Source organism: Hoskinsella mucinilytica (assembly GCF_045223415.1).
In the GTDB taxonomy this organism is placed as follows: Bacteria; Bacillota_I; Bacilli_A; order Erysipelotrichales; family Erysipelotrichaceae; genus Hoskinsella; species Hoskinsella mucinilytica.
This window is the reverse complement of record NZ_JBEQZJ010000038.1, coordinates 1-26,993: the sequence shown is the minus strand read 5'-3', so window position 1 is coordinate 26,993 and position 26,993 is coordinate 1. Positions and strand designations below refer to the sequence as shown.

The window sequence follows — 26,993 nt, the reverse complement described above, 5'->3', positions numbered from 1 at the left end:
CATGATTTACTCACCTAGATTAAAGAAAATATTAGAATATTGTCTGGAAAGGGATGAGTACGTCAGTGTCGAGACCTTAGCGAATTTATGTAAAACCAGTACACGAACGATATTTCGTGAACTAAAGGATATTGATTATGAATTAAAGGAATATGATCTCAGGCTATCATCGAAACAAAAAGCCGGTCTTTCTGTGGAAGGAACCAAGGAACAGAAAGATTTACTTTTAAAGGAATTAAAGGTACAGGAAATCGCCTATTTAGATAAAGAAGAGCGAAGAAATATGTTGATCTTTGAACTATTGCATAGTGAAGATTTAGAGAAATTGATACATTATGCCAATATGTTTCAGGTTAGTGAAGCGACCATATCCAATGATCTGGATATCATAGATCCATGGTTTCAAAAACGTGAATTAACATTGATCAGAAAACCAGGATTTGGCGTAAGGTTGGAAGGTAACGAGGCGGATGTTCGTAAAGCGATTACCTCAATCGTACAGCAAAGCCTTCAACAGAATGAACATATTCAAAGTGTTAATTTTCTGGATTCCGGGTCCTTGTTGCATCAGATTTTTATCGATACAGGATCTCAAAGTATCTTAAAGCTTTTAGATCAGGATATCTTAACAAGGATCTTGAAAGTGTTTGAAACGTATCAGCATGAATTATCCTTAGATCGTTATGCCAGTGTCGGTTATATTGGTTTGATCATTCATCTTGTGATTGCCATCGATCGCATTGCCAAGCATGAAGAAATTCAAGAAAGCAGTGAAGTCTTAGAAATGGTGGTGCACGATCCTGCTTATCAACAAGCCGAGAAAATGGCACACTATTTAGAAATAGAGTTTGATATTGATATTCCTGAGGTAGAAACAGCATTTATTGCCCTTCATATCAAAGGAGCAAAGATGACACGTCCTGAAGATAAGGAACATGCCAATCATCTGAAACATTTGATCATGGAGATGTTGATGAGTTTCGATGAAGAAGAAAGAGCCATTTTATTACAGGATGAAGAGTTGATGAAAGGCTTATTGACACATATGGAGCCAACCATCACTCGATTGAAAAACGATTTACCCATCTACAATCCTCTAAAGGAAACCATTCAAACCATGTATCATGAGCTTTATCTACAAACCAAACGTGCATGTCAACTTCTTGAAAAAGAATATGATTGTATCGTCAGTGAAGATGAAATTGCATTTTTGACGATGCATATCGGTGCGAGCATAGAACGAGGAAAACAAGAGCGTCGTTATCAGCGAAACATCGCATGTGGTGTTGTATGTGCAAGTGGCATTGGGGTCAGTGCATTGTTATCCGCAAGAATCTTAAAGGCAGTACCACATGGAATACAATTAAAAACCTTATCAATGGAAGATATCACGACTCATCAATATCAAGATCAAGAGCTATTGATATCTACCTTTGATCTCGATATCAAAGATATCGAAGTATTGCGTGTTACACCATTATTAAATGAAGAAGATATGATGCATTTGATGGAGCGATTAAAGGAGTTATGGGATCAACCTGCAAAGCATTTCATAAAACCAAAAGGTTCGCTTCTATATATGTTGAAGGATGCCGGTCATTGTGCTGTGGAACTTTTGGAAAGTATGGAAATCATAGAGGTTCAAGATCAAATGAGCATTTCTGATATGATTGATAAAGTTGCCAGCTGTTTTCCATGGGAAACACAGGTAAAAGAAGCTTTGATGAAACGTGAGGAAATGGGATCGGTCATCATGGAAGATATGGGCTTTATGTTATTACATGCCAAGGTAGCTGATTTAAATCATGCATATATGAAGGTTCTATATCCCAAAGGATCAAGTTTTCAAACCTACGGTAACATTCAATTTGTCATGGTGATGTTACTACCGCAAAATGCAATTCAGATTCAGCAACAGCTATGTAGCAGTATCAATCGTGCAATCATAGAACAAGAGGCATTTTATAAAGCGCTAGCACAAAGAAATGTAGAAACAATTAAAGAACAGGTACAAATGATCGAAGAAACAACAATCAGAGAATGGATACCATGGTAGGAGGAATCGTATGCAAGAAACGTTAAGTATTTACTTTGTATGTGATGCAGGTATGGGAAGCAGTGCCTTAGGAGCAGGCCTTTTAGCAAAACAATTAAAGAAAGAAGGCTATCATGATAAGGTGAGAAACTGTTCGTTAGAAGCCATCCCCAATGACGTGGATATTCTGATATCTCATCATAATTTTGAACATCAGATCAAAACCAAATTCCCTGATGTTTGTTACTTTGGAATTGAAAGCTTTATGGATCAAAAAGCGTATGAAAGGATCGTGAAGGAAATCATGCTATTGAAAAAGAAGAAAACCAAAAATGAAATTTTAGACAAGAAGAACATCAAATTAAATTGCAGTGCAAAGGATAGTGACGATGCCATCGTTCAAATGGGACAGCTCTTATTGTCTGCCGGATATATCGAGGAAGGATATATCGAAGGCATGTTACATCGTGATCATGGATTAACAACATATATCGGAAATGATATTGCGATTCCTCATGGAGAGTATGAGGTTAAGGATTGTGTTAAGAAAACGGGAATTGCGGTCATGATTTATCCTGAGGGAATCAAATGGGCTCAAGGTAATGCAAGAATCGTCATCGGTATTGCGGCGAAAAATGATGATCATATGACTATTTTAGCAAATATTGCCAGTAAGTTAGGAGAAATGGAAGTTGTGGAACAGGTCGTTTCTGGCGATGTAGATACGATTTATGATATTCTCACAAAGGAGGATGCATCATGATCCTTACGGTTACTTTTAATCCGGCCATTGATAAGACCGCAGAAGTGGAAACAATGGTTGCTGGGGGATTGAATCGATTGAGTCATGTCATGCAGGATGCCGGAGGAAAAGGTGTCAATGTTTCTAAGACGATACAAGCCTTTGGTGGTAATAGCATATGTACCGGATTTCTAGCCGGATCTGCAGGTGAATTTATAGAATCAGCATTGAAAAAACAATCCATCCAAACCGATTTTGTATGGGTAGATGGTATGACAAGAACCAATTTAAAGGTATTGGATCGTCAACGTAATTTAACGGAATTAAATGAGGCAGGACCATTGATCGATACGGAAAAAGTAGAACAGCTGATGGATAAAATTCTTCAGTTATGTCAATCAGATACCATTGTGGTATTAAGTGGAAATGTCAGTAAAGGGGTAGCTACTACGATCTATTACGATATGATCAAACGTATCAAAGCTACTGGCGCAAAGGTCGTATTTGATGCGGATGGAGCATTGTTTGCACATGGCATCAAAGCCAAACCTTATGTAATCAAGCCTAATAAATATGAGCTTGCGACCTATTTTCATGTATCACAAGATATCACAAATGAAGAGGTCATTTCATTGGCTAAGACCTTACTAAATGAAGATACCCATTATGTTGTCGTATCCATGGGTAAAGAAGGAAGTATCTTTATCACTCAAGAGGCTGTCATACAAGCGGAAGCATTAAAGGTAGAGGCACATTCCAGTGTTGGTGCCGGAGATGCTATGGTAGCCGGGATAACTTATGCCATTGAACAACAATATAGCTTAGAAGAAATGATTCGCTTTGCTGTTGCCGCAAGTGCCGGTGCTGTTATGACAAAAGGTACGCAGCCAGCAAAGAAAGAAATCGTAGAAGAATTAAAGAAACAGGTCGTTATGAAGACATTGGAGGAAAAATAATATGAAAACAAAAGCAGTACGCTTATATGGCGTTGATGATATTCGATTAGATGAATTTGAATTACCTGAAATCAAAGAAGATGAAATTTTAGTAAAAGTAGTATCTGATAGTATTTGTATGTCTACTTGGAAAACGGTAAAACAAGGCGCAAATCATAAACGAGTACCAAATGATGTCTATGATCATCCAATCATCATCGGTCATGAATTTGCGGGAGATATCGTACAGGTAGGAAAGAAATGGCAGGATAAATTTCAGCCAGGACAAAAGTTTGCGCAACAACCGGCGATTCCGGGTCAAATGGAAAGTCCGGGATATTCTTATCAATGGTGTGGTGGGGATACGCAATATTGTATCTTTCCAAATGATATCATAGAAGCAGGTTGTTTATGGACATTTGAAGGCGATAGCTATTTCGCAAGTTCTGTTGCGGAACCGGTGAGCTGTGTCATCGGCGGATATCATACCAACTATCATACGGTACCAGGCACTTATCAGCATATCATGGGTACAAAAGAAGGTGGAAATATCATCATTCTTGGAGGTTGTGGACCTATGGGACTTGGTGCTGTAAGTTATGGTTTGACCTTTGAAAATAAACCAAAGAGAATTGTGGTAACGGAAATCAATGATGATCGTATCAAACGAGCAAGAGAAGTCATTTCAGAAGAAGATGCCGCAAAACATGGAGTAGAGTTGATTTATGTCAATACTGCGAAAATGGCAGATCAGGTTCTTGAATTGATGGCGATCACGGAGGGTAAAGGTTATGATGATGTATTTGTGTATATTCCAAATCGTGGAGTATGTGAAATGGGAAATCAGATCATGGCTTATGATGGTTGTATGAATTTATTTGCCGGACCAACGGATATGAAATTCTCAGCAATGGTGAATCTATATGATTGTCATTATTCCAGAAGTAAGATCATTGGTTCCACCGGTGGAACGATCGATGACATGAAAGAAGCCATCGATAAGGATGCCAAAGGGTTGATTCAATCTGCGGTCATGATTACACATGTCGGAGGATTGGATTCTGTAGTGGAAACGACCAAAAACTTACCGGATGTACCTGGTGGAAAGAAATTAGTGTATACACATATCAATATGCCGATGACAGCAATTGAAGACTTTGCCAAATTAGGCGAACAGGATCCATTCTTCCAAAAGTTGGATGAGGTATGTCGCAAAAACAAAGGATTGTGGAGTGGTGAAGCTGAAAAAATGCTGCTAGAACACTTTCAATAAGTCATAAAGAGCACTGCATGATACATGCAGTGTTTTTTTTCTTGCGTTTCTTTTGAAATCATTGTATCCTAAAGGTGTATCAGGGGTAGGCACCCATCACAAAAAACGGTGATACGAAGGAATGATAAAAATGAAGTTTGTTCATGTAATAGATGCAAATGGTAAGGTGTTACACGATACCTATGCAAAGCGAGCCAAAGGACTTGTGAAAAAAGGTAGGGCATATTATGTGGATGAAACAAGTATCTGTATGATATGCTCAATGAGAAAGGAGCATAACATGGAAACAATGACAAAAGAAGAACTTCTGAAACAAATGGAAGAGATGTTACAGCATCAGACATATATGAAAGAAGCAATCGATGCAATTGAAAAGATTCCTTATGATTTAGAAGAGGCTCAGGTAAGATTAAGAACTGAGGCAATCATGCAAATCGTGAAGGAAAAAGAGGCAAGCAATCAAGCACTGATCGCACTTTGGAAACAAATGCTTGCAGTTGATGAAAAGCTAGAGTTACAATAAAATTGTCAAAAAGCTATTCTATCGTGTGATAAATAATAGATAGGATAGCTTTTTTATTAAGATATTTATAAATATGAATAAGATGTTGTAAGCGCACACATTGTTTATGTTATCGATTTATGATACACTAGAGGTGGCGAATTCAAAGGAGGAGTTTCATGAGGTTGTTAACAAGATCAGACTTTGATGGTCTGGCATGTGCAGTGTTTTTAAAGGAAGCGGGAGTCATCGATCATTGGAAATTTGTACATCCCAAAGATCTACAAGATGGCTTGGTAGAAGTTGGTCCGGATGATTGTTTGGCTAATGTTCCTTTTGTAGAAGGGTGTGGATTATGGTTTGATCATCATTCCAGTGAAGCAGAAAGAAATGCCTATCAAGGTAAATATGTAGGGGATAGCAGACCTTGTCCAAGCTGTGCACATATTGTCTATGATTACTATGGAGGTAAAGAACGCTTTCCTAAATTTGATGACTTGTTATGGGCGGTGGATAAAGTAGATAGTGCCAATCTGACCATAGATGAGGTATTACATCCGAATAAATGGATATTATTAGGATTCTTGATGGATCCAAGAACCGGATTAGGCCGATTTCGTAATTTCACGATCAGCAATTATCAATTAATGGAAAAGATGATAGATTGGTGTAGAGAGTATACGATAGATGAAATCTTAGCTATGCCCGATACAAAGGAACGAATTGAATTGTATTGGGATCAAAATGATAAATTTATCGATATGGTAAAACAACACACCGTTGTAGAAAATAACATCATCATATCTGATATGAGAGGTGTTGATCCGATTTATTCAGGAAATCGCTTCTTGATCTATAGTTTGTATCCGGAAGCAAATATTTCTGTATGGATCGTAAATGGAAAAGGCGGAAAGGGTTGCAGTGCAGCTGTTGGCTACAGCGTATTAAACCGTACTTGTGAAATTGATGTTGGAAAACTGATGTTGAAATATGGTGGTGGAGGTCATCATGTGGTTGGTACTTGCCAATTTGCGGATGATGTCATGGAAGAAAAGCTGGCGGCCTTATTGTCAGAGATGAAAGGTATGAATCAGGCAAAGGATACTGTAAAATAACAGTCTTCTTTGCCTTTCTTACATTTTTGAAAGGTGATTGTAAGTAACATCCATGGCACATAGACCTAGAGTAAATTATAATCTAGGTGTGAAACGGGGTGTATGTATGAAATTAACAAAACTGGCTTTTATGAATGTAAAGAAAAGCTATAAAGATTATTTTGTCTATTTTTTGACCTTGATGTTTTCGGTGTGCCTATTCTATACTTTTAATTCTTTTTCAGCACAGGAAAGCATTATGGAATTGAGTGAATCAGCATCATTAAGTATGCAGACGGTTGGTCTATTCATGAATGTCTTATCTGTATTTGTGGCCATCGTGTTAGCGTTTCTGATTCTTTATGCGAATAACTTTTTGATTCGTAGACGTAAAAAAGAATTCGGAATCTATATGTTGCTTGGGATGCCGAAAAAGGATATTTCGAAAATTCTTGTTTGCGAAACCTTATTTGTTGGAATGACTTCGCTTGTCGTGGGTATTGTACTTGGTGTTTTATGCTCACAAATACTCGGTGTCATTACTGCAAATATGTTTCATGCCAATGTGAATTATCATATCATTTTTTCAGCAGTTAGTGCAATCGCAACCGTGGTTTGTTTCTCTGTGATTTTCTTTACGATCATGTTGTTGAATACTAGGGTCATTGCGAAAGTGAAACTGATCGATATGTTACATGCGAAAAAGAAAGTTGAAAAAGTAAAGATCACGAAACCATGGGCTGCTGTGCTTGTACTCTTGGTATCACTGATATGCCTTGGTGTTGCCTACTATTTGACTTCCTCTTCTATGACGACGTTTGCTGTTATGTTGGTACCGATCATTGTCATCGGTAGTGTGGGAACATTGCTCTTCTTTGTTTCTTTATCTGGCTTTTTATTGCAATTTATCCGATTTAATAAAGGTGTCTATTATAAGAAATTGAATATGTTTGTATTACGACAGATCAACGCAAAAATAAATACGACCAGCTTATCTATGGGGGTTGTATGTTTGATGTTATTGTTAAGTATTGGTGCATTATCTTGTGGCATTTCCTTAAATCATACCTTAGTGGACTCTGTAAAACAATCAACACCATATGATTATACGTATACCCAAGATGAGGATATTGATGAAGCAACCATGAAACAGCTGCTTGCACTTGATGAGGTAGATGATTGGAATCGAGTCGATTTTTATTCAGATGGAGAAACCTTGAATATACTTCTTCCATATTTATCAAGTGATCATGCACGAGAAAGCTTTTATGCAGACGCAACCATGATGTATATTTCTTTGAGTGATTATAACGAAGCAATGCGTTCTCAACATAAAAAAGAAGTTACGTTACAAAAAGGAGAAGCCTTCTTTATCAGTGGAAATGAATCAATTCTTGATTATGCAAATGAAGTAGCAGCCCAACATATTGAATATCCAGCGCTGAATCAAAAGGTTCAACTATGTGTAAAAAGTGAAGAAATTTCGGTATTAAGCACGAATTACATGCCGGATATCATGCTTGCACTTGTTGTTCCTGATGATATGACCAAGGCTTTTAAACCTTATGGTAGTGACTGGAATATCAATATCGCTCAAGGTGTAAAGTTATCTGACTATAATGCTCAGGTTGAAGAAAATTTCGAACAGTATGTATCAAACCATGATATAAAAAATTATCGTTATAGCGGTTTGACAAAAACAGCAGTGGAAGAAAACTCTTTAGGAATGGGTATGTTATTTGTCTATATTGGATTATACTTAGGTATCGTATTTATGGTTTCCAGTGCGGCAATCTTAGCTTTACAACAACTTAGTGAGGCAGAAGATAACAAAACCAATTATGAGGTATTACGTAAAATCGGTACGCCATCTAAGATGATCAATCGTTCTATCTTATTACAGATCGGGATTTACTTCGTGTTGCCTTTGTTGCTTGCGATCATTCATTCCTTTGTAGGTGTTCCAGCCGTATCAGGTGCCTTTTCTTACATGTTCGGTATTGGTAGCATGTGGAAAAGTAATTTGATTACAGGTGGTATCATCTTAGTAATTTATGGTTCTTATTTCTATGTGACTTATCAAGGATATAAGGCGACCATGCAAAAATAAGCATAAAGATGAGGTTAGAAAGACTTCATCTTTTTCTATGGTTATCATATAATTGTTGTATATGTCATAGAAAAGAGATACCTATCATCATAGCATCTCATACAAAGCAACCTTTTGTAAATGAATTCGTTTATAATTTTTCTACAAAAGGAGTGTGAATGGGATGGCGGACATGAATCGTTTTATTGATTATGTAAATGAACTCATGCGAAAAGAAAATGTAACCAAAGCAAGAATGGCTAGAGATATTGGTGTAGATAAAAATTCATTAGGAAATTATTTGTTGAAGCATACCGGAATGCCAATGCAGATTGGTATTAATATTGCGGAATATCTGCAAATTGATATCAGTAAGGTTTGTGGAATCGAAACAAAAGAGACCTTAACGAGAACAGAGAAAGAACTGATCCAGGAAATCAGAAAGTCAGATTCTAAAAGAGAATCTTTAACAACCAGATTATTAGAAGTAGCAAAGTTATTTCATTCATAAAAAGCGAAAGATTTCAGTTCTTTCGCTTTTTATCTATTCTTTTCTTTCAAACAATGCTTTTGGCACCCCACAAATCGGACAAACATAGCTATCGGGTTCTAGAGTAAGATCTCCCTCATAAATAAAACCGCAAATGGTACATCGATATTGTAAAACTTCCTTTTGTACTTCTTCTGTTTTGGGTTCCTCTCGTTTTTTGAACATTTCTTTAGGCACGAAACAAACCGGACAAACATAACTATCAGGCTCTTTCATAAGATCTCCTTCATAAATATAACCGCAAATAGTACATTGGTATGTAATACCTTCCGTTTCCTTTGTAAGATTTGTTGTTTCTACTTCTGTAAACTCATACTTGGATGGGTCTTCATTCAGATCTGTGCGAATATGGTATGAAGTATGTAATAGTTTTTCCGCAATTTCACTTAAAGGTTCTTTGTAAAACTCTTGATATACAAGTTGAATTTGTGGATTATCATGAGAATTACGTAACGTTACATGAGCATCTTTATCATATAATGCATCGATACGTTGTTGTCTGATCTCATCTTGATCAACTCCGGGATGAATTGGCTGACCACCTCCGCCGATACATCCACCTCGACAGGTCATGACTTCAACAAAATCATAATGAGTCTTTGTGTTTTCCATATGTGAAATAAATTGGCGAGCATTGTTGGTACCATGAACAACAGCAACACGTAGTGGAATATCTTGAATGGTAAGCGTTGCTTCTCTAATGCCATCCATACCTCGTAGTGCTTTGAATTGTAATAGGTCTTTTGTCGGTTGTTCTCCGGTTAAAAAATAATAAGCACTACGTATTGCGGCTTCCATGACACCACCGGTATTACCGAAGATGATGCCTGCGCCACTTCCTCTTGGCATAAGGGAATCATAATCGCTATCTTCTACAGTATCGATATCTAAGTTTTCCGCATCCATCCAATGAGCTAATTCTCTTGTTGTGACAACATGATCACAATCTTGATAGGACTCTGTGTGATTGAAATCACTGGCATCATGAAATTCTTCACGCTGAATTTCAAATTTCTTAGCGCTACATGGTGTGATTGCTACGATGGAAATATCTTTAGGGTCTAAGTGCTCTTTGTTTGCGAACCAAGTTTTGATGGTAGATGCAAACATGCTGATGGGAGATTTACTAGTGGAAAGATTTGGTATATAACGAGGATAATAAGTTTCCACAAACTTTACCCAAGCCGGACAACAGCTGGTAAATTGAGGAAGAGGTTGTTTCTTTTGGATACGTTTGATCAATTCATTTGCTTCCTCCATGATGGTCAAATCAGCAGCAAACGTTGTATCAAAAACATAATCAGCACCCAAGGCACGAAGTGCACCGACCATTTTACTTTCTACATAGCTTCCTGCAGGTAAGCCAAAGGCTTCCCCTAAGGCAACACGTACACTAGGTGAAGTAATGAAGACAGTCTTTTTTCCTCTTTGTTGATCCTCTTTTACTTTCATAAAGTCTTGGCGCTCTCTAATGGCATGGGTTGGACAAACGTTGGCACATTGTCCGCAATGGATACAAATAGCAGTGTCTTGTGTCTTTAAAAGATCATAATGATGAGATACACTAATCTGTTTTTGACAGATTTCTTTACACTGACCACATTGGATACAAAGACTTTCTACCCTTAGTATGGCAGGATTATCCTTTTCAATAGGGACACGAATATCCATATTTAAATGCTTGCTCATAAAAATTCCTCCTATATTAAGAATTATTCTTAATTTAATTTTATTCTACGCCTGTTTCCAATAATTGTCAATCTATTTTAAGAATTATTCTTAAAATTAAAATAAGAGAGAAACTGGAAAGAAAGAGCGAAAAAGGGTATAATGATGACGTTGATTCAGGGAGGTCTTATCATGTTAAAAAAGGAACTGGCAATCGGAGTCTTTGATTCCGGACTTGGAGGTATCAGTGTATTAAAGGAGTTATCTAAGCACTTGCCATCAGAACATTATATATATTATGGAGATTCTGCATATGCTCCCTATGGAGAAAAAACAAAAGAAGAAATCAGCGAGCATTGTTTTGAAATCATGCGCTTTTTTGTGGAACAAGGTGTAAAAGCTGTTGTGATCGCATGTAATACCGCAACCAGTGCTTGCGTTAAGGAGTTAAGAGAAGCCTATCCAAAACTTCCTATCATCGGTATGGAACCGGCATTGAAGGTAGTTGCCCAAGGTGAAAAGGATCAAACCATCGTAGTCATGGCGACATCATTTACGTTAAAGGAAAAGAAATTCAATGACTTGATGGCAAGATACGAGCATGATCATACGATCATAAAATTACCATCACCTATGCTGGTACGTATTGTGGAAAACGATCAGCTAGATGATGAAGCACTTGTTGATCAACAGCTCCATGAGTATCTGGATCCCTATCTAAAAAATGCAAATAGCATTGTATTAGGTTGTACACATTTTGTTTTTTATAAAGAGAAAATAGAAAAGTTGGCCGGCCCACACATTCGTGTTGTTGATGGAAATGAAGGAACCATGAACCATGTCAAAACTATATTGAAGGAAAAGGGAGAATTGAGGACACAAGGGGAAGGAAGTGTTCGTATATTTAATTCTGCCAAGGATCCGTATCATATCGAGTTATCGAAGAAATTATTATATCAGAAGTAAGCAAGATCATCTTGCTTCTTTTTTTGCAGATTTTGGATGGTTATAGTTGTCTTTCATTTGTGAACAATATATAATAAATGCGAATGAATGGAGGTATTTCTATGCGAGAAAATGCTTGGAAGAAATATGATGAAAAAGAACTAGAAACGATTTTTACTTATTGTGAAGGGTATAAAAATTATATCTCAGATTGTAAGACAGAAAGAGAATGTACTACGGAAAGTATCCGTATCGCTAAGCAATATGGATATCGTGATCTTGAAGAGGTCATAAAAGAAAACGGTACGCTAAAGGCCGGAGATAAAGTATACGCAAACAACATGGGCAAAGGGCTTGCGTTATTTTTGATCGGTAACAAACCTATGGTTGATGGGATGAATATCCTAGGAGCACATATCGATAGTCCACGTTTGGATATCAAACAAAATCCTTTGTATGAAGATAAAGAATTTGCAATGTTAGATACTCATTATTATGGTGGTATCAAAAAATATCAATGGGTAACACTTCCATTGGCATTGCATGGCGTAGTTGTGAAAAAAGATGGTACCATCATCAACTTGGCAATCGGAGAAGAGGAAACAGATCCTGTTGTCGGTATCTCAGATCTATTGGTACATCTATCCGCAGATCAAATGCAAAAGAAAGCAAGCAATGTCATCGAAGGTGAAGATCTGAATGTAACGATCGGAAGCATTCCTTTGAAGGATGAAGAAAAGAATGCAGTAAAAGCAAATATCTTAAAAATGTTAAAAGAAAAATACGATTTTGAAGAAGATGATTTTGTTTCTGCGGAGATTGAAGTTGTCCCTGCAGGTAAGGCAAGAGATTATGGCTTGGATCGTAGTATGGTATTGGGATATGGTCATGATGATCGAATTTGTGCTTATACCTCAATGATGGCACAATTAGAAATGGATCAAGTAGATCGTACTGCTGTAACGTTGTTGGTAGATAAGGAAGAAGTAGGAAGCATTGGAGCAACCGGTCAACAGTCTAGATTCTTTGAAAACACAGTAGCAGAAGTCATGAATTTGGTTGGTGAATATAGTGAATTAAATGTAAGAAGAGCTTTGAAAAACTCAAAAATGTTGAGTAGTGATGTATCTGCGGCATATGATCCAAACTATGCAAGTGTCAATGAAGAAAAGAATGCAGCTTTCATGGGGCATGGTTTGGTATTTGCTAAATATACAGGTAGTCGTGGAAAAAGCGGATGTAATGATGCAAATGCTGAATATATGGCATATTTAAGAAATATCTTAGATAGCGAACATGTAACTTATCAAACTGCAGAATTAGGTAAGGTCGATCAAGGTGGTGGAGGAACCATCGCTTATATCCTTGCACAATATAATATGGAAGTCATTGATAGTGGTATTGCATTGCATAATATGCATGCACCATGGGAAGTTGCAAGTAAAATCGATATTTGGGAAGCAACTCTTGGATATAAAGCATTTTTGAAAAAAGCATAACAAATGTGTTAGAGGTCAAAATAGACCTCTTTTTTAATACATGAAAGGTTTGTCTAAGGGATCGAAAAATGGTATACTTTTAATTGTAAATTAGAGTTTGACAGGAGGTAGTAACATGTATCGTATTGCAATCTGTGATGATGATCGAGTGTTTTTACATCAATTGAGTTTAGATGTTGTCGCAATCATGAAAGAACATCATCTAGAGCAAGGAGTCGATTATGATATCGATCAATTTGATGAAGTACTCACGCTTCAACAAAAAATGCAATCCGTTAACGGTTTCTATCATTTATTATTATTGGACATTGAACTATCTACCGGAAATGGTATGGATCTGGCAAGAGAGATTCGTAAACAAAATATTTCATGCAGTATTGTTTATATCACTTCTCATCGTGATTATATTTATGATTGTTTTGATACTCAACCGCTTTGGTACTTATTAAAACCAATTGATCTTGATAAGTTCAAAACGATCTTAATATCTGATTATCATAAGAATTATATGGATACTCGGCTTGTGATTAAAATAGAAGGAAAATCTGTCGCAATCCCTTTTCATAAAATTTATGCTGTAGAATCTACTCAACATCGTTGTAGAATATGGCTTGCGCAAGGGCATTATGATTGGAATGGTTCATTATCGGCATTGAAACCACAGCTGCCACTCTTTAGTTTTTGTCAATCACATAATAGTTATATACTCAATCTAAGTCATGTGAAAGAGATTCGCCGATCAGATGCACTCATGGATAACGAACAATTATTTCCGATAAGTCGTCGCTATCATGATCAAGCCCTTGATCGCTATTTTGCTTATTTAAAGCGATGAAAACGCTGTTGCTTAGCGTTTTTTTTATTTTAATAATCACATTTATCTACCAAACAGGAAGCGTAATTTACCGATTAGGAATATCTACTTTTTTATAGACGATTTTTTTGATAGGATATATTTGTATCATAATAGGATTTCATGAACAAATGTTAGCGTATTTAAATAATAGATGTTATGAAATTGCATAAAAACGACATATATACTTGTTAGGTGCAGGAGATGAAATGAAATGAATTTTGTATATGAGATGATCGTAGTACTTCAAGTCATCATTATGAATCTTTATATTTTCAAAAAGAATGTGAAGAGATGCTATCCGAAGATACATATTCTTATAGTGTTATTTTGTTATTCGTTCATGATGATCATGATTGGTGTTTATGTAATCAAAGCTTTGGGTATCTATGGAAATGGGAACGGGTTGTTTACTGTCTTTGGATTTTTCTATTTACTACCGCTACATAAAATGTATGAGGGCTCGTTACGTCAGCATTTTTTTATTCTTTGTTTTGCGTGGAGCTATACATTATCTGTTTTTATCATATCGGTTCAACTCGCATATGCATGCTTCACTTATCTAACTTTATCCTTTTGTGTGATGATCATTCAGACGGTGTTCTTTATCATAACTTATCGAGGTATGGATTGGTTTATGACACAAATCTATCGAGTCTTGATGGAATGTCACCATTTGGAGATGCAACGAAAACTAAACATTACCAGCCTGTTATGGTTGGTGAGTATCCTTTTGATCAATGTACACTTTATTTATGATAAGATCGTTCTCATAAAGTTGATGACGATCATTGTATTGATCATCAATGCTTGTTACACCTTTGTGTTATTGAATGATATCCTGATCAAAGGGGATCAGATCGGGCTTTTAGAAAATAAGATATTAAAAGATACATTAACCGGATTGGGGAGTCGTTTGGCATTTGATAGAGAAATGGATAAGAAGATTCAGGAGCGTCAACCCTTTTACTTCATCTATATGGATCTAGATGACTTTAAAAAAATAAATGATGAATACGGTCATTTAACAGGGGATCAATATCTAATAGCATTTTCAAATAAAATGAAAGAGATCAAAAAGACAGATATGATTTTTCGAATATCCGGAGATGAATTTGTGATGTTGATATCTGAAGTAGATATTGAAAAGATATTGGATCAAATAAGGCGGATACAATTTGTATTACCAAAAAGTAAAGCAAAATTCAAAGGTGTAAGTTTTGGTGTCGCTCATTATCCAACGGATGGTGTATTGTTAGATGAGTTGATCTCTTTTGCGGATGAAAGAATGTATGAACGAAAGAAAACCAAAAAGCTGATGAAAACCTAAATTCTACTAAAATAAAACTAAATAATATGATATACTTTAGTTAGGAAGAGGTGGTTATATGAAGGTAACGGTGCATGATATCGCAGAAAGAGCAGGGGTATCTGATGGGACGGTGTCCAATGCGTTAAATCATCGTAAAGGAATCAGTGAGGAAAAACGTGAGGCTATTTTAAAAATCGCAAGAGAAATGGGATATTTTAAGAAAACCGCAAAGGAAAGTAAATCGCTTCGTTTTGTAGTGTTGAATAAAACCAAACATATCATAGGAGATACCCCATTTTTCTCTGAATTGATTCGAGGTATTGAAACAGAAAGCAGTGCTTTGGGATTTGATCTTTTGGTATCACATATCACGGTAGATGAGAATAAAAGTGTCGATATGGAAGAAGTTTTGAAACAAGATTTGGTAGATGGCGTAATTCTATTGGGAACAGAAATGAATTATGAGGATCTGATGGCGTTTGAGGCATTGAGTATTCCGGTAGTTATCGTGGATACGGTATTTCGTACGCAGAAATTTGATTTTGTTGCTATCAATAATATAGATGGTACTTATGAAATTGTTTCTCACTTAATTGATATGGGACATCAAAACATCGGATTGATCAATTCTGCTTATCAAATCAATAATTTTAGAGAACGAAAACATGGGTATGAACAGGCAATGAGTGATCATCAATTGGCTTGTTACCCACAAAATGAAGCATTGGTAGAGCCAAGCTTAGATGGTGCTTACAGTGATATGAAGGAGTATTTGAAGAGTTATTTATCTTCCGATGAACCACTTCCAACTGCTTATTTTGCAGTAAATGATAACATTGCATTGGGGGCGATGAAGGCCTTTAAAGAATTTGGCTTAGAGGTATCCATGGTTGGCTTTGATGATCTGCCTTTATGTGGATATTGTGATCCACCATTAACGACCGTTCAAGTAGATAAAATCAATCTAGGCAGAAAGGCCGTAAAACGATTGGTAGATAAAATCAATGAACATGATAGCAGTAAGCTACAAATACTGGTAGGTACCAATGTGATATTTAGGGATAGCGTGAAACAGATCATAGTGTGATATAGAACATCTTCTTAGGAGGATGTTTTTTTCAGGAACTAAATATTTATAAAATAATTATTTAGTAAATATTTAGCAAATAAATAAATTAATTTAGCTAAAAGTATTGCTTTTGAGAAATTGTTGTATTATACTATCAGTGTAAGGAAGGGGTTACATAAGAAGCGCGCATCTTATACCTTTCGCTACATTAGGAGGAAATTATGAAATCAGAAAACATGATGAACAATGTGTTGAAATTTGCGTCAAAAATTCAAGAAAACAAATACCTAGATGCTATTTCAAAAGGATTGATGGGAACACTTCCTATCTTAATGATTGGGTCTATTGCATTGCTATTGGCTGTTCTGCCAATTGATGCTTGGAAGAGCTTTGTATCTACTATAGGATTAACGCCGTATCTATTAGCTGCTTCTACTGTTACGACAAGTTGTATGGCTATTTATTCTGCATTCCTGATGGGAAATCGCCTTGCTACAACGTTACATGAAAATGGAGTTACTGCTGGTATTATTTCAATCTTTGCATTTTTAGTTGTAACACCGTTAAATGAAGGCGCTTTGAATATGAATTATATGGGAGCACAAGGATTGTTTACCGCTATCTTTGCATCACTTGCGGCAACACGTATCTATTGTGCATTGATGAAATGCGAAAAATTAAAGATCAAAATGCCAGAAAGCGTGCCACCGGTTATTTCGAATACATTTAGTTCTATCTTCCCATGTTTATTTACTGGGGCAATTATGATTGCAATCGCAACAATATTCTCATTTACACCTTGGGGTTCTTTTGCGGAAATGATTTATACGCTGGTAGCTTCTCCTTTAAATGCCTTAGGTGGTAGTGTTTGGTCTTTGGTTGTTATCGTTTTGGTTCAGATGTTATTGTGGTTCTTTGGTATCCATGGTTCTTTGGTTGTAGGAACAGTGATTCAAGCTGTTTACATGCCAATGGCATTAGATAATATGGCCGCATTACAAAATGGTACACCAGTAAACGAATTACCAAATATTTTAGGTAATACATTCTATTCTCTATATGCAGGTATTGGTGGTGCAGGTGGTACTTTATCCTTATTGATCGTTATGATTCTATTTGGAAAAGCTAAAAAGAACAAAGAACTTGCAAAATTAGCTATCATTCCTGGATTATTTACGATCAACGAACCAATTGTCTTTGGATATCCTTTGATTTTAAATCCGGTTATGGCAATTCCATTTATCAGTGTTCCAATTATTCAGATTTTAGTTGCTTATGCAGCTATGGCTACAGGAATTGTTCCACCATTAACAGGTGTTCAAGTGCCATTCGGCGTTCCTGTTATCTTCGGTGCTTTCATTGGAGGTAGTTGGCAAGCAGCTGTACTTCAGGTGGTTTGTGTTGCTATTGGTGTATTGGTATGGTTCCCATTCTTTAAAGTTTCTGATAATCAGGATTATAAACTTGAACTAGGTGAAGTAGAAGAAGCATAACGAAAAAGGAAAGGATATATCTATGAATAAAACAGAGCTGGTAGAACATAGTAAAAAGTTACGTAGAGGAATTGTTGAAGTTTGTTACCAAAGTAAGGCAGGTCATGTCGGAGGGAGCCTATCTGGCATTGATATCCTAAATGTATTATATAATCACGTATTGCATATTGATCCGACAAATCCTAAGAAAGAGGATAGAGATCGTTTCATCCTTAGTAAGGGACATATCGCAGAGGCATTGTTTGTTACGCTAGCGGATCGTGGATTCTTCAAGGAAGAGGAATTAAAGACGTTTTCTACCTATCAATCAAAGTATATCGGTCATCCAAATAATAAGATTAACGGTGTAGAGATGAATACCGGAGCATTGGGACATGGCCTATCCCTTGGAGTTGGTATGGCTATAGCAGCTAAGATGGATCATAAAGAGTATCGCACTTATGTCATGATGGGAGATGGTGAGCAAGCAGAAGGCAGTATCTGGGAAGCTGCCATGGCTGCGGCACATTATAAGTTAGATAATCTTGTGGCAATTCTAGATCGAAATGGGCTTCAAATATCAGGAACAACAGAAGAAGTGATGTCTTTAAAAAACATTCGAGCAAAGTGGGAAGGCTTTGGCTTTGAAGTGATCGAAATCGATGGCAATGATATAGATGAAATACTGAATGCTTTTGATCAAGCAAAACAGGTGAAAGACAAACCGGTGCTGATATTGGCACATACCGTTAAGGGAAAAGGTGTTTCCTTTATGGAAAATGAAGTTGCATGGCATCATGGCGTGTTAAATGAAGAACAATACCATCTTGCGATGCAAGAGCTGGGAGGTGTATGTTAATGGGAAAGCTGGCAAATCGTGCAGTTATCTGTGAATGTCTTATGGAAGAGGCAAAGACAGATCAAGACATTTGTGTTGTTGTATCAGATTCAAGAGGCAGTGCATCTTTAACGCCTTTTACAAAAGCTTATCCGAAACGCACCATAGAGGTTGGTATTGCAGAACAAGACCTTGTAGGAATCAGTGCAGGACTGGCTAGTGCTGGGAAAAAGCCATATGCTGCCAGTCCGGCAAGCTTTCTTACCATGAGAAGTATTGAACAAGTTAAAGTAGATGTTGCATATTCGAATGCAAATGTAAAATTGATTGGGATCAGTGCCGGAGTCAGCTATGGTGCTTTGGGTATGACGCATCATTCGCTTCAAGATTTAGCGGTATTGACAGCGATTCCTAATATGCAAATCATTGTTCCGGCAGATCAACATGAAACAAGAAAGATGATGGCACAATTAAAGGATGATGTACATCCAACCTATATTCGTGTGAGTAGAAATCCGGTAGATGATGTGCATGAATCAGATGATTTCCATTATGAAATCGGAAAAGCCATCACCCTTCGTGAAGGAAAGGACATCACCATTGTTGCTGTAGGTGACATGGTTTCTATAGCTTGTAAAGCCAGTGATGCATTGAAAGAAGAAGGCATTCATGCTAGAGTCATCAATATGCATACGATCAAGCCTTTTGATGAGGAAGCAATCATCAAGGCGGCAAAAGAAACCAAAGCCATCATCACGATGGAAGAACACAGTATATATGGCGGTCTTGGCGCAATGGTATGTGAGTGTGTTGCGGCTCATCATCCTGTTAAGGTCCGTGTATTGGCATTCCCTGATGAAATTACGATTTCCGGTAGTGCACAGGAATTGTTCGATTATTATGGATTGTCAGTTGATCATGTAAGAAAAACCGCAAAAGAATTGTTATGAGTTGCTATATCATCAGTATCGATCAGAGTACAACAAGCACAAAAGTATATCTGATCGATACAGATGGCAATATCAAAAAAGAATCTTCTCATAAGCATCAACAAATTTATCCAAAAGTCGGATGGGTCGAGCATGATGCCCTGGAGATTTATGAAAATATGATGGCTGGTATCGAGGCGGTTTTGAAGGATATAGATATCCAACAAGTCTTAGGGATCAGTATCAGCAATCAACGAGAAACGATCATCGCTTGGGATCAGAAAAGTGGCATACCACAATATCATGCCATTGTCTGGCAATGTAGAAGAAGTAAGGATCTATGTACTTCTTTGAAAGCGCATGAAGCTTTGGTAGAAGAAAAAACCGGATTAAAGATAGACCCTTATTTCAGTGCTACTAAAATAAAATGGCTGTTAGATCATGTGGATACACCAGTGAATAAGCTTAAGGTTGGAACCATGGATAGCTGGCTGATCTATAAGCTAACAGGACTTCATCTATGTGATCATACCAATGCAAGTAGAACATTATTATATGACATTCATCAAAAGAATTGGGATGAACAATTACTTGATATCTTTCAGATTCCAAGAGAAATACTTCCAACCATTGTAGAAAGTGACAAAGATTTTGGATATACATGGATTCATGGAAAAAAACTTCCGATCCTCACGGTGATCGGAGATAGTCAAAGTGCATTATATGCACATCAAGCAAATCATGTCGGTGATGTTAAAATAACCATGGGAACCGGTTGTAGTGTCATGATGAACATTGGAAACCAAAAGGTAAATCAAAAAGCCGGTGTGGTAACTGCTTTGGCATATCATACCATACATGAAAGTGCCTATGCCGCAGAAGCCATTATCAATAGCAGTGCGGATACTTTAAATTGGCTTAGAGATGATCTAAAGTTATATCAATCAGATTATGAATTAAATGATGTGGAAATGGATGCTCATGGAGTATATCTTGTGCCTGCCTTTGTCGGCCTAGGCATACCTTATTGGATGGCGAATGCCAAAGCATGTATTTCTGGGATATCTAGAAATACAAATAAGAAAGACTTGATGGTAGCTGGTTTACAATCCATTGCCTTTCAAATTTATGATGCAATCAAAGCCTTAGAAGACAGTATTTCCATGTCTGCAAAGAAAATCAGTGCAGATGGCGGAGCAAGCAAGAATCCGGTTTTGATGCAATTTCTCTGTGATATTACCAACAAAGAAATGATCACTTATGAACAAAGTGCTTTTTCCGCTTATGGTGTTTATATGCTTGCGATGAAAAAGTTAGGTTATCCTTGTGATCATTTACAAAAGATAGAAAAGGTTTATCATCCGCAAATGGAGGAAACCAAACGAATGGAGTATTTAGATGGCTGGAAAAAAGCCATTGACATGGTAGTTTATGATGCGAAAGGAAGGTAGCTTGTATGATCAATGAACGAATTTATTTGAATGACACAGCCTTTTTTGATACGTATGTATTACATCAATCAAAGGAATATAATGTAGGTAAGAAACGACCTCTTGTGATCGTATGTCCAGGAGGAGGTTATGCTTTTACAAGTGATCGTGAGGCAGAGCCAATCGCATTAAAGTTTAACAGTATCGGACTAAACAGTGTAGTTCTTTGGTATACGGTGATGGATCAGGTGAAAAATGTACCTAGAAATGCATTGATTGAATGTGCACAATGTGTGAAATATATCAGAGAGCATGCAGAAGAATGGCTAATTGATACAGATCAAATCATTCTTTGTGGCTTTTCTGCAGGAGGTCATCTTGCGTTATCCATGGCAGTGAAATGGAATCAAGCATGGTTAGCAGAAAGTGTAAATGCGACAAAGGATCAATTAAAAGTCAACCTTGCGATCTTAGGTTATCCCGGTACCTATAGCAAAGAGGCTTTTGCGAAAGATGATTTCGGTTTTGCGAGTGCATTGATTTCTGAACCCAATACCGCAAATGAACGATTTTTCGGTGTAAAAGAGCCAACGCAAAAGGATATCGATGAATATAATCTATTGAACTTTGTCAGTGAAGATACACCACCGATGTTTATCTGGCATACTTATGAGGATGTCTTGGTTGATGTAGAACAGTCCTTAAAACTAGGTGTTGTTTTACGTGAGAAAAAGATTCCTTTTGAACTGCATATTTTTGAAAAAGGGGAACATGGATTAGCACTTTGTGATCGTACGACCGCAAGAAAAGCTAGCCATCATGATCATCATGTCATTCATTGGTTTTCCTTATGTGAAGAATGGATGGCACCATATATAGAGAAAGAAGGATGGAAATGGATGTAAAACTGGGAGTTATTTGTACAAGAAGAGATATCTTCAGTAAAGAAGATGCCTTGTTGTATAAAAAAAAGATATTAGATAAATTAAAAGCACTATCCATTGATTTTGTGGATATCGAGGATGTAAATGAAGAAGGTCTTTTGTTTGATGAAGGTGATTTAGATGCTGTCATCACCAAAATGAAACAAGAAAGAGTAGATGCTTTGTTTTTTCCACATTGTAATTTCGGCACTGAGGATCTGGTAGCCAAAGTCGCAAGAAGCTTTGATTTACCGATTCTATTATGGGGACCAAGAGATGAAGCACCTTTAAAAGATGGTAGTCGATTAAGAGATTCCCAATGCGGATTGTTTGCGACAGGTAAGATATTACGTAGATTTCAAAGAAAGTTCACTTATCTTACGATGTGTCGAGTAGAAGATACACAGTTTGAGGAAGGACTAGATCGATTCCTTGCGACTGCGAATATCGTGAAACAGGTAAAACAAGCAACCATTCTTCAGATATCAACACGTCCTGCGGGCTTTTGGACCATGATGGTCAATGAAGGTGAGTTGTTGGAAACATTCGATATTCGGATTCATCCTGTGACCATAAGTGATGTCAAAAGAGAAATGGATCGCATCAAAAAAGAAGAATCCACACAAATTGATGCGTTAGAAACAAAAATCTATGATATCATGCAGGTAGAGGTAGCTAAGGAAGACGTAAGAAATACAGCTGCCTTAAAGCTTGCGATACAATCTTTGGCTAAGCAGTTTCATTGTCGTGCAGCTGCTATTCAATGTTGGAATGCAATGCAAGATGATTTGGGATTGTTCCCTTGTGTTGCCAATGCGTTGCTAAGTGAAGAAGGATTTCCGGTTACTTGTGAAACAGATATCCATGGAGCGATCACATCCATAATAGCGAACGCCGCAAGCAGGAAGCATCGTATTTCTTACTTTGCGGATTGGACGATACCGCATCCAACAAATGAGAATGGAGAGCTGTTACAACATTGTGGGCCATGGGCACCTTCTTTGATGAAAGAAAAACCTATCTTCGGATCACCATTTGCATTCCATCATTCTCATCCAGGTGCATTGCATGGAGAAATCAAGGGTGGCGATATGAGCATTCTTCGTTTTGATGGAGATAATGGAGAATATCAGTTATTGATGGGACATGCAAAGGGAATAGAGGGACCATTTAATCAAGGAACCTATGTTTGGATCGAAGTGGAAAACTTGAAAAAGTTAGAAGAAAAACTGGTATGTGGACCATATGTTCATCATTGTGTGGGTATTCATGAGGATATTTTGCCACAGGTTTACGAGGCTTGTAAATACTTGAACGGCTTACAACCAGATGTATATGATTCTAGTGAAGAATCGATCAAACAAATCATAAGAGGTGAATAAATGATGTTAAGAATCAGTGAAAATCAACGTACATTTGAAAGAGACGGAAAACCCTTCTTTTATCTAGCAGACACATGTTGGAGTGCCTTTACCAATATTCAAGAGGAAGAATGGGAGTATTATCTAGAACTTAGAAGAAAACAAGGTTTCAATACCATTCAAATAAACATTTTGCCACAATGGGATGCGAGTGGAACATACTACGATCATTATCCACTTCCAACCAAGGATAAAAAGACCTTTACTTTTGATCGTTGGAATATGGACTATTTTAAACGAGCAAGAACAATGTGTGAAATGGCAAAAGCAAAAGGTTTTGAATTAGCACTTGTTGTGCTATGGTGTAATTATGTACCGGATACATGGGCAAATCGTATGAATTCAGCCAACACCATGCCATATGATTTCATTGATTCTTATATTGATATCGTACATGAAACCTTTTCTGATTTGCATCCGATGTATATCATCTCAGGCGATACTGATTTTCCAAGCGATGCTTGTATTCGTCATTATCAAAAAGCATTTCATTTGTTGAAAAAGAAAGCAAAAGATTGTTTGTTTTCTATGCATATCAAAGGTAGATACGCTTCGATTCCAACATGCTTTATGGATGATATGGATTTCTATATGTATCAATCCGGTCATAATGCCTTGCCTGAAAATAAAGGAATGGCATATCGTTTGGCACAACAATTTTATAAAGAATATCCAATCAAACCAATCCTAAATAGCGAGCCATGCTATGAGCAAATGGGAAGTTCAGGTGGATTGTATGGAAGATTTACGCAATATGATGTACGTAAAGCCGCTTGGCAAAGTGTACTTTCAGGAGCTTGTGCAGGTATCACCTATGGTGCAGCGGGAATTTATTCTTGGCATAAAGCCAATCAAAGTTTTGGCACCGGCACCGGAGAAGGATTTGCGACACCAAAACCATGGAATGAAGCATTACAATTTCCAGGAGCATGGGATTATGGCTATTTGGCTCATTTGCTTACTTCGTTTACTTCTACGCAATGGATACCATGTGAATTGCTCGTACATGATCATCCAGAAATTCGCTGTGCAAAAAGTGAAGATGAACATACCTATTTGATCTATTTACCTAGCAATATTGCTTTACGTTTACAATTGGATGTACAAGATGCGATCGTTACTGCCTTGGATCTGACAAAAAATCGTCTTTCACGTTTGGAATGTAAGATAGAAAATGATCAAAGCGTAATTGAAATGCATCCATTTGATGAAGATGCACTCATTATCATACAGAGGTCAATATGAGAATTCTGTTACTATGTAGCTTTGGTGTATCGGTTGATGTATTAAAAAACAGTATGATGAAAGCAATCAAAGCACAAGAGCTGGCATTTGATATTCGTGTCAGTGCATTGAGTGAAGCATCCATTCATGGAAAGGATGCGGATATCATTTTATTGACCCCACAGGTTCGATTCAATTTATCTAAGATCAAACAGTTGTTTCCAAAAACTTTGGTCACATGCATCAAGCCTGAGGATTTCAAAGAAGGAAACGGTAGTGCAGTAATAGAAATGATAAAATATTTCCAAGGAAATGAAATTGTATAGGAACCGCTTGCAAAAGTATTGAAAAAAGCGAAAAGGAAATAGACAAGAGCTAGGTAATAGTGGTAAAATGTAGATGTTCTTAAAGAAAAGAGGTAAATTAAAATGAGAAAAATTGTTTTGGTATGTGCTGCTGGTATGTCTACTAGTATGTTGGTAAAGAAGATGCAGGAAGCTGCAGCTGCTGACAACTATGAAACAGATATTGCTGCATACCCTATTGGTGAAGTAGACAATGCAGGACAGGGTGCTGATATCATCCTTCTTGGACCACAAGTACGCTTCCAATTGAAGAGTGTGAAGGAAAAATTCCCTAATATCCCTGTAGAATCAATTGATATGGCTGCTTATGGTATGATGGATGGCAAAAAAGTAATTGCCACTGTCAAGAAAACTCTGGGAGATTAATTATGGAAGGTATTGAACTAATTTGTTTTCAGATCATTTCCGCTGTAGGAAATGCAAGAAGTCTTTACATTGAAGCAATCCAGGAAGCAAAAGCCGGAGACTTCGATAAAGCAGAAGCATTGATCAAGGAAGGCGAAGCGTCTTTCACGGAAGGACATGCTGCACATGGGAAACTTATTCAGCAAGAAGCAGGAGGAGAAGCAACGACGATGACGTTGTTGTTGACTCATGCAGAAGATCAGCTGATGAGCGCAGAAGCTTTCGGTATTCTGAGTAGAGAATTTGTAGATCTATACAAAGAAATCAAAAAATAGTAAAAAAAGATTCGTTTCTGGTTGGTGGAAACGAGTCTTTTTTATATATTGTTTAAAAAAAAAGCAAAAATCGCACCAAAACATGCACAGATTCCTAAAATACGAAACATAGAATATTGATGACGACGCAATAGATATAAGCATAGGATAAACAAAAGAATAGAAACGATATCAACGCTATGAATCATAGATAATTGATCTATATGAAAAAAAGTTAACAATAAAATCGTCATACAACTCGATAAGATAAACCCTACACTAGCTGATTTCAAGCCTCTTAATATATGGAAAATAAGCTCATTGCTTTTATGTTTTTGAAAAAAACGATATAATCCATAAGAAATGATCACACCAAATAAAATACAACCTATAGTAGCCGCAATGGCAGCTGGAATTCCTTGTGCTTGCATACCGGCAAATGTTGAGATATTGATAGCCAAAGGACCGGGTGTCATTTGAGAAAGGGTTATGATATCGGTAAACTGTTCTAAGGTAATATAATGATACTGTTCTACCAAAGTCGCTTGTATCAAAGGGATGGTCGCATAACCACCACCGATACTACATAAACCGATTTGAAGAAAACATAAAAAGATACTTAAGATGATTTCCATGATAACCTCCAAGCGTCAAAGATACTGATGATGATACAAAGGCATAAGATAAAAAGAAGGGGAATCGATAACAAAAAACAAGTAAGAAAAGCAAAAGGAAACAATAAACGAATGATCATGCTTTTTTCCTTCATCACATCTTTTCCTAAATCCAAAAGCATATCGATGAAAATTGCAGCTACACCTGCCTGCAAGGCTTTTAATATGCTTTGTAGTAGAATTTGTTCCTTGATCATACCATAACAAAAGCTAAGCCCACACATGATAAGAAATGGCGGTAAGATACTTGCGACAATCGATAACAATGCTCCTTTTTTTCCTGCGACCTTATATCCTGCAAGCATACTTAGATTAATGGCAATTGCACCTGGCGAGCTTTGTGCTATTGCAGCCATTTCCATTAATTCCTCCTTAGAAAACAGTGCTTTTTCATCTACAAAAAAACGTTGGATCATTTTAATGACAATATAACCACCACCAAATGTAAACGCACTGATATAAAAATGAATCAGAAACAACCATAGATAAATT

General features: G+C 37.0%; 26 protein-coding genes. 23 read left to right on the top strand and 3 right to left on the bottom strand.

The window, feature by feature from the left end:
* Position 1 precedes the first annotated feature (1 nt).
* The 8 genes from UGRO018_RS13580 (at position 2) to UGRO018_RS13545 (ending at position 9,181) form a co-directional block, all read left to right on the top strand.
* Complete coding sequence (locus UGRO018_RS13580; RefSeq protein WP_416327035.1) at positions 2 to 2,056, top strand: PRD domain-containing protein; 2,055 nt, start codon at positions 2 to 4, stop codon at positions 2,054 to 2,056.
* A 10-nt stretch (positions 2,057 to 2,066) separates the two neighbouring features.
* Positions 2,067 to 2,798: a PTS sugar transporter subunit IIA gene (locus tag UGRO018_RS13575; protein WP_416327034.1), complete on the top strand. Its 732-nt coding sequence runs from the start codon at positions 2,067 to 2,069 to the stop codon at positions 2,796 to 2,798.
* A complete protein-coding gene (pfkB, locus tag UGRO018_RS13570; RefSeq protein WP_416327033.1) occupies positions 2,795 to 3,733 on the top strand; it encodes a 1-phosphofructokinase in 939 nt (312 codons plus the stop codon). The genes UGRO018_RS13575 and pfkB overlap by 4 nt, the downstream gene beginning before the upstream one ends.
* A gap of 1 nt (position 3,734) precedes the next feature.
* A complete protein-coding gene (locus tag UGRO018_RS13565; protein ID WP_416327032.1) occupies positions 3,735 to 4,985 on the top strand; it encodes a zinc-binding dehydrogenase in 1,251 nt (416 codons plus the stop codon).
* A gap of 130 nt (positions 4,986 to 5,115) precedes the next feature.
* Positions 5,116 to 5,508 (top strand): hypothetical protein, encoded by a 393-nt coding sequence (locus UGRO018_RS13560; RefSeq protein WP_416327031.1) that lies wholly within the window; start codon positions 5,116 to 5,118, stop codon positions 5,506 to 5,508.
* A gap of 158 nt (positions 5,509 to 5,666) precedes the next feature.
* Complete coding sequence (locus tag UGRO018_RS13555; protein ID WP_416327030.1) at positions 5,667 to 6,602, top strand: exopolyphosphatase; 936 nt, start codon at positions 5,667 to 5,669, stop codon at positions 6,600 to 6,602.
* 106 nt (positions 6,603 to 6,708) lie between these two features.
* Positions 6,709 to 8,691 carry an ABC transporter permease gene (locus UGRO018_RS13550; RefSeq protein ID WP_416327029.1) on the top strand — a complete coding sequence of 661 codons (1,983 nt, stop codon included), beginning with the start codon at positions 6,709 to 6,711 and terminating at the stop codon, positions 8,689 to 8,691.
* Between the two features lie 172 nt (positions 8,692 to 8,863).
* Positions 8,864 to 9,181, top strand: coding sequence for an XRE family transcriptional regulator (locus UGRO018_RS13545; RefSeq protein WP_416327028.1), 318 nt, complete (start codon positions 8,864 to 8,866; stop codon positions 9,179 to 9,181).
* A 33-nt stretch (positions 9,182 to 9,214) separates the two neighbouring features.
* Here the strand turns inward: UGRO018_RS13545 and UGRO018_RS13540 are convergent, their stop codons facing one another.
* Positions 9,215 to 10,909 (bottom strand): [FeFe] hydrogenase, group A, encoded by a 1,695-nt coding sequence (locus tag UGRO018_RS13540; protein ID WP_416327027.1) that lies wholly within the window; start codon positions 10,907 to 10,909, stop codon positions 9,215 to 9,217.
* Positions 10,910 to 11,080: 171 nt separating this feature from the next.
* On the opposite strand from UGRO018_RS13540, the gene murI reads away from it, so the two are divergent.
* From murI to UGRO018_RS13465, 15 genes are all read left to right on the top strand, one after another.
* The gene (gene murI, locus UGRO018_RS13535) at positions 11,081 to 11,854 is read left to right on the top strand and encodes a glutamate racemase (RefSeq protein ID WP_416327026.1); all 774 of its coding nucleotides are present in this window, start codon (positions 11,081 to 11,083) and stop codon (positions 11,852 to 11,854) included.
* Between the two features lie 101 nt (positions 11,855 to 11,955).
* Complete coding sequence (locus UGRO018_RS13530) at positions 11,956 to 13,332, top strand: aminopeptidase (RefSeq protein ID WP_416327025.1); 1,377 nt, start codon at positions 11,956 to 11,958, stop codon at positions 13,330 to 13,332.
* A 115-nt stretch (positions 13,333 to 13,447) separates the two neighbouring features.
* Positions 13,448 to 14,167: a LytR/AlgR family response regulator transcription factor gene (locus UGRO018_RS13525; RefSeq protein WP_416327024.1), complete on the top strand. Its 720-nt coding sequence runs from the start codon at positions 13,448 to 13,450 to the stop codon at positions 14,165 to 14,167.
* 232 nt (positions 14,168 to 14,399) lie between these two features.
* Positions 14,400 to 15,515 carry a GGDEF domain-containing protein gene (locus UGRO018_RS13520; protein WP_416327023.1) on the top strand — a complete coding sequence of 372 codons (1,116 nt, stop codon included), beginning with the start codon at positions 14,400 to 14,402 and terminating at the stop codon, positions 15,513 to 15,515.
* A gap of 58 nt (positions 15,516 to 15,573) precedes the next feature.
* Entirely contained in the window at positions 15,574 to 16,584 is a 1,011-nt protein-coding gene (locus UGRO018_RS13515; protein ID WP_416327022.1) for a LacI family DNA-binding transcriptional regulator, read from the top strand.
* A gap of 203 nt (positions 16,585 to 16,787) precedes the next feature.
* Positions 16,788 to 18,059 carry a PTS sugar transporter subunit IIC gene (locus UGRO018_RS13510; protein ID WP_416327021.1) on the top strand — a complete coding sequence of 424 codons (1,272 nt, stop codon included), beginning with the start codon at positions 16,788 to 16,790 and terminating at the stop codon, positions 18,057 to 18,059.
* A 22-nt stretch (positions 18,060 to 18,081) separates the two neighbouring features.
* Complete coding sequence (locus UGRO018_RS13505) at positions 18,082 to 18,897, top strand: transketolase (RefSeq protein WP_416327020.1); 816 nt, start codon at positions 18,082 to 18,084, stop codon at positions 18,895 to 18,897.
* Positions 18,897 to 19,826 (top strand): transketolase family protein, encoded by a 930-nt coding sequence (locus tag UGRO018_RS13500; protein WP_416327019.1) that lies wholly within the window; start codon positions 18,897 to 18,899, stop codon positions 19,824 to 19,826. The genes UGRO018_RS13505 and UGRO018_RS13500 overlap by 1 nt, the downstream gene beginning before the upstream one ends.
* Positions 19,823 to 21,256, top strand: a complete 1,434-nt coding sequence (locus tag UGRO018_RS13495; RefSeq protein ID WP_416327018.1) for an FGGY-family carbohydrate kinase — start codon at positions 19,823 to 19,825, stop codon at positions 21,254 to 21,256. The genes UGRO018_RS13500 and UGRO018_RS13495 overlap by 4 nt, the downstream gene beginning before the upstream one ends.
* A 5-nt stretch (positions 21,257 to 21,261) precedes the next feature.
* Entirely contained in the window at positions 21,262 to 22,140 is an 879-nt protein-coding gene (locus tag UGRO018_RS13490) for an alpha/beta hydrolase (protein WP_416327017.1), read from the top strand.
* Positions 22,131 to 23,540 carry an L-fucose/L-arabinose isomerase family protein gene (locus UGRO018_RS13485; protein WP_416327016.1) on the top strand — a complete coding sequence of 470 codons (1,410 nt, stop codon included), beginning with the start codon at positions 22,131 to 22,133 and terminating at the stop codon, positions 23,538 to 23,540. The genes UGRO018_RS13490 and UGRO018_RS13485 overlap by 10 nt, the downstream gene beginning before the upstream one ends.
* Positions 23,541 to 23,543: 3 nt before the next feature.
* Positions 23,544 to 24,824, top strand: coding sequence for a glycoside hydrolase family 140 protein (locus UGRO018_RS13480; protein WP_416327015.1), 1,281 nt, complete (start codon positions 23,544 to 23,546; stop codon positions 24,822 to 24,824).
* Positions 24,821 to 25,129, top strand: a complete 309-nt coding sequence (locus UGRO018_RS13475) for a PTS sugar transporter subunit IIB (RefSeq protein ID WP_416327014.1) — start codon at positions 24,821 to 24,823, stop codon at positions 25,127 to 25,129. The genes UGRO018_RS13480 and UGRO018_RS13475 overlap by 4 nt, the downstream gene beginning before the upstream one ends.
* A gap of 102 nt (positions 25,130 to 25,231) precedes the next feature.
* On the top strand, positions 25,232 to 25,534 hold the full coding sequence (locus tag UGRO018_RS13470) for a PTS sugar transporter subunit IIB (RefSeq protein WP_416327013.1): 303 nt from the start codon (positions 25,232 to 25,234) through the stop codon (positions 25,532 to 25,534).
* 2 nt (positions 25,535 to 25,536) lie between these two features.
* The gene (locus UGRO018_RS13465; protein ID WP_416327012.1) at positions 25,537 to 25,848 is read left to right on the top strand and encodes a PTS lactose/cellobiose transporter subunit IIA; all 312 of its coding nucleotides are present in this window, start codon (positions 25,537 to 25,539) and stop codon (positions 25,846 to 25,848) included.
* 41 nt (positions 25,849 to 25,889) lie between these two features.
* Here the strand turns inward: UGRO018_RS13465 and UGRO018_RS13460 are convergent, their stop codons facing one another.
* Together UGRO018_RS13460 and UGRO018_RS13455 are read right to left on the bottom strand one after the other, a co-directional pair.
* On the bottom strand, positions 25,890 to 26,462 hold the full coding sequence (locus tag UGRO018_RS13460; RefSeq protein WP_416327011.1) for a chromate transporter: 573 nt from the start codon (positions 26,460 to 26,462) through the stop codon (positions 25,890 to 25,892).
* A partial coding sequence (locus UGRO018_RS13455) for a chromate transporter (protein ID WP_416327010.1) occupies positions 26,447 to 26,993 on the bottom strand: 547 nt, incomplete at its 5' end. The genes UGRO018_RS13455 and UGRO018_RS13460, both read right to left, overlap by 16 nt.

Bases quoted from the DNA above. Each gene is read 5' to 3' on its own strand.
- UGRO018_RS13580 (WP_416327035.1), top strand. From the start codon at position 2: ATGATTTACTCACCTAGATTAAAGAAAATATTAGAATATTGTCTGGAA.
- UGRO018_RS13575 (WP_416327034.1), top strand. From the start codon at position 2,067: ATGCAAGAAACGTTAAGTATTTACTTTGTATGTGATGCAGGTATGGGA.
- pfkB (WP_416327033.1), top strand. From the start codon at position 2,795: ATGATCCTTACGGTTACTTTTAATCCGGCCATTGATAAGACCGCAGAA.
- UGRO018_RS13565 (WP_416327032.1), top strand. From the start codon at position 3,735: ATGAAAACAAAAGCAGTACGCTTATATGGCGTTGATGATATTCGATTA.
- UGRO018_RS13560 (WP_416327031.1), top strand. From the start codon at position 5,116: ATGAAGTTTGTTCATGTAATAGATGCAAATGGTAAGGTGTTACACGAT.
- UGRO018_RS13555 (WP_416327030.1), top strand. From the start codon at position 5,667: ATGAGGTTGTTAACAAGATCAGACTTTGATGGTCTGGCATGTGCAGTG.
- UGRO018_RS13550 (WP_416327029.1), top strand. From the start codon at position 6,709: ATGAAATTAACAAAACTGGCTTTTATGAATGTAAAGAAAAGCTATAAA.
- UGRO018_RS13545 (WP_416327028.1), top strand. From the start codon at position 8,864: ATGAATCGTTTTATTGATTATGTAAATGAACTCATGCGAAAAGAAAAT.
- UGRO018_RS13540 (WP_416327027.1), bottom strand. From the start codon at position 10,909: ATGAGCAAGCATTTAAATATGGATATTCGTGTCCCTATTGAAAAGGAT.
- murI (WP_416327026.1), top strand. From the start codon at position 11,081: ATGTTAAAAAAGGAACTGGCAATCGGAGTCTTTGATTCCGGACTTGGA.
- UGRO018_RS13530 (WP_416327025.1), top strand. From the start codon at position 11,956: ATGCGAGAAAATGCTTGGAAGAAATATGATGAAAAAGAACTAGAAACG.
- UGRO018_RS13525 (WP_416327024.1), top strand. From the start codon at position 13,448: ATGTATCGTATTGCAATCTGTGATGATGATCGAGTGTTTTTACATCAA.
- UGRO018_RS13520 (WP_416327023.1), top strand. From the start codon at position 14,400: ATGAATTTTGTATATGAGATGATCGTAGTACTTCAAGTCATCATTATG.
- UGRO018_RS13515 (WP_416327022.1), top strand. From the start codon at position 15,574: ATGAAGGTAACGGTGCATGATATCGCAGAAAGAGCAGGGGTATCTGAT.
- UGRO018_RS13510 (WP_416327021.1), top strand. From the start codon at position 16,788: ATGAAATCAGAAAACATGATGAACAATGTGTTGAAATTTGCGTCAAAA.
- UGRO018_RS13505 (WP_416327020.1), top strand. From the start codon at position 18,082: ATGAATAAAACAGAGCTGGTAGAACATAGTAAAAAGTTACGTAGAGGA.
- UGRO018_RS13500 (WP_416327019.1), top strand. From the start codon at position 18,897: ATGGGAAAGCTGGCAAATCGTGCAGTTATCTGTGAATGTCTTATGGAA.
- UGRO018_RS13495 (WP_416327018.1), top strand. From the start codon at position 19,823: ATGAGTTGCTATATCATCAGTATCGATCAGAGTACAACAAGCACAAAA.
- UGRO018_RS13490 (WP_416327017.1), top strand. From the start codon at position 21,262: ATGATCAATGAACGAATTTATTTGAATGACACAGCCTTTTTTGATACG.
- UGRO018_RS13485 (WP_416327016.1), top strand. From the start codon at position 22,131: ATGGATGTAAAACTGGGAGTTATTTGTACAAGAAGAGATATCTTCAGT.
- UGRO018_RS13480 (WP_416327015.1), top strand. From the start codon at position 23,544: ATGTTAAGAATCAGTGAAAATCAACGTACATTTGAAAGAGACGGAAAA.
- UGRO018_RS13475 (WP_416327014.1), top strand. From the start codon at position 24,821: ATGAGAATTCTGTTACTATGTAGCTTTGGTGTATCGGTTGATGTATTA.
- UGRO018_RS13470 (WP_416327013.1), top strand. From the start codon at position 25,232: ATGAGAAAAATTGTTTTGGTATGTGCTGCTGGTATGTCTACTAGTATG.
- UGRO018_RS13465 (WP_416327012.1), top strand. From the start codon at position 25,537: ATGGAAGGTATTGAACTAATTTGTTTTCAGATCATTTCCGCTGTAGGA.
- UGRO018_RS13460 (WP_416327011.1), bottom strand. From the start codon at position 26,462: ATGGAAATCATCTTAAGTATCTTTTTATGTTTTCTTCAAATCGGTTTA.